Source organism: Streptomyces cahuitamycinicus (assembly GCF_002891435.1).
Taxonomy (GTDB): Bacteria; Actinomycetota; Actinomycetes; order Streptomycetales; family Streptomycetaceae; genus Streptomyces; species Streptomyces cahuitamycinicus.
This window is the reverse complement of sequence record NZ_POUC01000596.1, coordinates 1-3,852: the sequence shown is the minus strand read 5'-3', so window position 1 is coordinate 3,852 and position 3,852 is coordinate 1. Positions and strand designations below refer to the sequence as shown.

Genomic DNA, 3,852 nt, shown 5'->3' with positions numbered 1-3,852 from the left:
CCTCTCCATCTCCCGCACCCGCTCCAGCAACGGCATCGGATCCACCCCCACCGACCCGGGCAGACACTCCGCGATCCTCTCCACGGTCCATCCGCCGGAGGCATACGCGGCGCGCAACTCCCGTGGCTGGGCCCACACCGCGATCTTCGCCCCGGCGACCGTGTACACCTGCCCGGTGATCCCCTCCCGGGAGGCGGCGTCGGACAGCAGGTACACCACCAGCGCGGCGACGTCCTCGGGCTCCCCGATCTCGGCCAGTTCCGTCGGCACGCCCGCCGACATCCGGGTCCGCGCGACCGGCGCCACGGCGTTCGCGGTCACCCCGTACTTGTGCAGCCCGAGCGCGGCGCTGCGCACCAGCGAGATGACGCCGCCCTTCGCGGCGCTGTAGTTGGCCTGTGAGACGGATCCCTGGTGGTTGCCGCTGGTGAAGCCGATCAGCGTCCCGGCCCGCTGCCCGCGCATCACCGCACAGGCCGCCCGGAACACCGTGAAGGTACCCTTCAGATGGGTCGCGACGACCGGGTCCCACTCGTCCTCGGTCATGTTGAACAGCATCCGCTCGCGCAGGATCCCGGCCACACAGACCACACCGTCCAGCCGCCCGTACGACGCCAGCGCCACGTCGACGACCCGCTGCCCGCCGGCCATCGTGGAGATGTCGTCGGCCACGGCCACCGCCTGCCCGCCCGCGGCCTCGATCTCCTTGACGACGGCCTGGGCGATCTCACTGGTCGGTGACGCGCCGTCGACCGAGACGCCGTAGTCGTTGACGACGACCTTCGCCCCCTCGGCCGCCGCCGCGAGCGCGACCGCCCGGCCGATGCCCCGCCCGGCGCCCGTGACGGCGACGACCTTGCCTGCCAAGAAGTTCCCCACGCCCGGCCCCTTCCCGTCCCACGGTTTCTGACGGACCGTTAGATACTCGATTCCCGAATTCTACGACCCGTCAGATACGGGAGGGCAAGCCCCGGGGAGGACTCATGTCACTGCCGGACGCGTTCCACGACATCGCCAAGCGCGTTAACAACTGGGGTCGTTGGGGATCCGACGACGAGATCGGGACCCTGAACCTGATCACCGACGAGGTCGTCAGGCAGGCCGCGGCGACCGTCCGCACCGGCCGGCGCGTCCCGCTCGCGCTGCCCCTCCAGCAGGACGGCGTGCAGACCGGCATGATCCCCGGCCGGGTCAACCCCCTGCACGCCATGGTGCAGATCAACCAGGAGATCTTCGGTCCGGGGACGGTCGCGTGCAGCGACGACGTCGTGACCATGGGACTCCAGGCGGCCACCCACTGGGACGCCCTGCCCCACGTCTCACACTCGGGCCGGCTCTACAACGGCCGCCCCGCCCACACCGTCACCGCGCACGGCGGCGCCGGGTTCAGCGGCATCGGCACGGTCCGGCACGTCGTCTCGCGCGGGGTACTGCTGGACGTCGCCCGGGCCCGCGGCACGGACCGGCTCGACGGCGGGTACGCCGTCACCCCCGAGGACCTGGACGCCGCCGAGGAACTGGCCGGGGCACGGGTGCGGGCGGGGGACGTCGCGCTCGTGCGGACCGGGCAGATCCAGGCCTGCCTGGCCGGGGACCGGCACGGCTACGCCCACCCGTCGCCTGGGCTGTCGATCCGGACGCCGGAGTGGTTCCACGCGCGTGATGTCGCGGCCGTCGCCAACGACACCCTGACCTTCGAGGTGTTTCCGCCCGAGGTGGAGGGCCTCTGGCTGCCGGTGCACGCCCTCGACCTCGTGGAGATGGGCATGCCACAGGGTCAGAACTGGAATCTCGAAAAGTTGTCCACAGCCTGTGGAGAAGAAGGGCGGTACGCGTTCCTGCTGACGGCGACCCCGGAGCCGTTCACCGGGGCGACCGGCTCTCCGGTGGCGCCCGTCGCCGTCCTGTAGGCCGACGGCCCGGGACCCGCCCGCCGGACGCGCGGCGGACCGGCACGGCCGGGCCGCCATCCGCCGCAGCTGGATGGCGGCGCCGCGCTGCTCGCCCCGAGCACGGCAGCGCGCGCCGCCACCCGACTCCGGCGCTCCCGCCCCGGCTCCCCGCCCCTGAAGGGAGCCGACGCCGAATCACGACTCACACTCGCCGAGGGCTGCCGTCCACCGAAGCCCTCGTCGTCCCCTCACGGCGAATCGCTGCCCACCAGAGTGAGCAAACGGTCACGACGCGTCAACCGGAGTTCGGGGAAATGTCGCTTAGGTGGCCTTTGCCGTAGGCGCGCACGGAAGCACGTCCCGGCGCATCGCCGCATGCCCCGACAGAACCCGCCGACCCGCCGTGCATCCGTGCCCCGGCCTCGCCGCACGAACCCGCGGCATGTGCCGCCGTACACCGCACCCGGCCGGGACGGGCGGCGGCGCTGCACCAGCTCCCGCCGGAACGGGCAGCGGCACTACACCACATCCCGCCGGAACGGGCGGCGGCGCCACACCAGACCCCGCCGGAACGGGCAATGGCGCTACACCGCCTCGTACGCCAGACCCTCGAAAGCCGCCCCGCCGCACGCCACCGCGCCGCCTCCGCACGACGCCGCGAGGTCGGGGGACTTGGCACACCGGTCCACTTCGCACCAGATCCGCTTGCCGGCGGCCTCGACGCTCCAGCCCCAGCGGTCGGCGAGGCCGTCGACGAGTGCCAGGCCCCGGCCGCCGGTCGCTTCGTCGCCGACGCACCGGGGCACGGGGGCCCGGCCGCTGCCGTCCGCGACCTCCAGACGGACGGTGGACTCCTCCGTCACCACGTGCGGCAGGGACAGCCGCAGGACGGCGGGACGGCCGGTGTGCACCACGGCGTTGGTGACGAGCTCGGAGACGAGCAGGATCAGCGTCTCGGCGAGGGGTTCGTCGGCCTGTATGCCGGACCCGGCCAGGCGGGAGCGGGCCCACCGCCGGGCTCGCCCCACTTCTGCGGGGTCGGGCCGGATCTCCAGCTGCACTTGAAGCACCTGCACCGCTCACACCATCCGAACCGGCGGACACTTAGGCTCGCGCCTCACGAAGGCCACGATCGTAGCCATTTTCTGCATGGCCAGAACAACGGCCGGGGCAAGGATCACTGAACGTGAATCCCTTGTGGGACAGCATGGTTGACGTACAGTCACGCCAACAAGCGCTTCGGGCATATTCCAGCGCGAAGGAGTACCCCTGCGGCATACTGTGCGACGCTCGCCGCGGGCAGTCGAACAGGCGGCGCCACGGGGTCGCACTGCGCTCGGAGCCACTCGCATTTGACACAAGGTACCGGAGCGGGCAATCGACTCCAGGCCGTGGCGAGTCACACTGAGGACACAAGCCGATATCAACGCTCCGTGATTTCGGTATGCCACGATCCGCGACACACCCGGGAGCGGTCGCGGCGATTTCGCAGCCAGACGGCCCGTCAGGCCGTCTCGGGCGCCAGAGCCGCCGCCAACATCTCCTCACTCTCCGTAACTCCGCCCGTACGGTGGGTTCGAACCCATGCGCGCTTCAGATGCAGATGGACCTCGGACTCCCAGGTGAAGCCCATCCCGCCGTGCACCTGGAGACAGTCGCGGGCGCCGCGCACGGCGGCCTCGTCGGCGAGGATCCGGGCCGCGGCGATGTCGGCCGGGTCGGCGGTGACGGCGGCCGCGTAGACCGCCGCGCGGGCCGTCTCCGCCCGGACCAAGATCCCCGCGCACAGATGCGCCACCGCCTGGAAGGCCCCGACAGGCCGTCCGAACTGTTCGCGGGTCCGGGCGTGTTGCGCCGCCAGTTCGCAGACACGGGTGGCCGTGCCGAGTTGCTCGGCGGCGGTGAGCAGGATCGCGACGGGGTCGGGGGCGGGCCGCGCGGCGGGCACGCGGTGCAGGGG

The 3,852-nt window shown here is 72.0% G+C and carries 4 protein-coding genes; 1 reads left to right on the top strand and 3 read right to left on the bottom strand.

Going from position 1 to position 3,852, the window contains the following annotated elements:
• A partial coding sequence (locus tag C1J00_RS39970) for an SDR family NAD(P)-dependent oxidoreductase (RefSeq protein WP_102913758.1) occupies window positions 1-879 on the bottom strand: 879 nt, incomplete at its 3' end.
• 104 nt (window positions 880-983) lie between these two features.
• Between C1J00_RS39970 and C1J00_RS39965 the strand changes: the two genes are divergently transcribed.
• On the top strand, window positions 984-1,910 hold the full coding sequence (locus C1J00_RS39965; RefSeq protein WP_102913757.1) for a cyclase family protein: 927 nt from the start codon (window positions 984-986) through the stop codon (window positions 1,908-1,910).
• A 566-nt stretch (window positions 1,911-2,476) separates the two neighbouring features.
• On the opposite strand, the gene C1J00_RS39960 is transcribed toward C1J00_RS39965, so the two are convergent.
• Entirely contained in the window at window positions 2,477-2,953 is a 477-nt protein-coding gene (locus tag C1J00_RS39960) for an ATP-binding protein (RefSeq protein WP_180989871.1), read from the bottom strand.
• 443 nt (window positions 2,954-3,396) lie between these two features.
• Window positions 3,397-3,852 (bottom strand): acyl-CoA dehydrogenase family protein (locus C1J00_RS39955; RefSeq protein ID WP_281262797.1); only part of this gene is annotated, 456 nt, incomplete at its 5' end.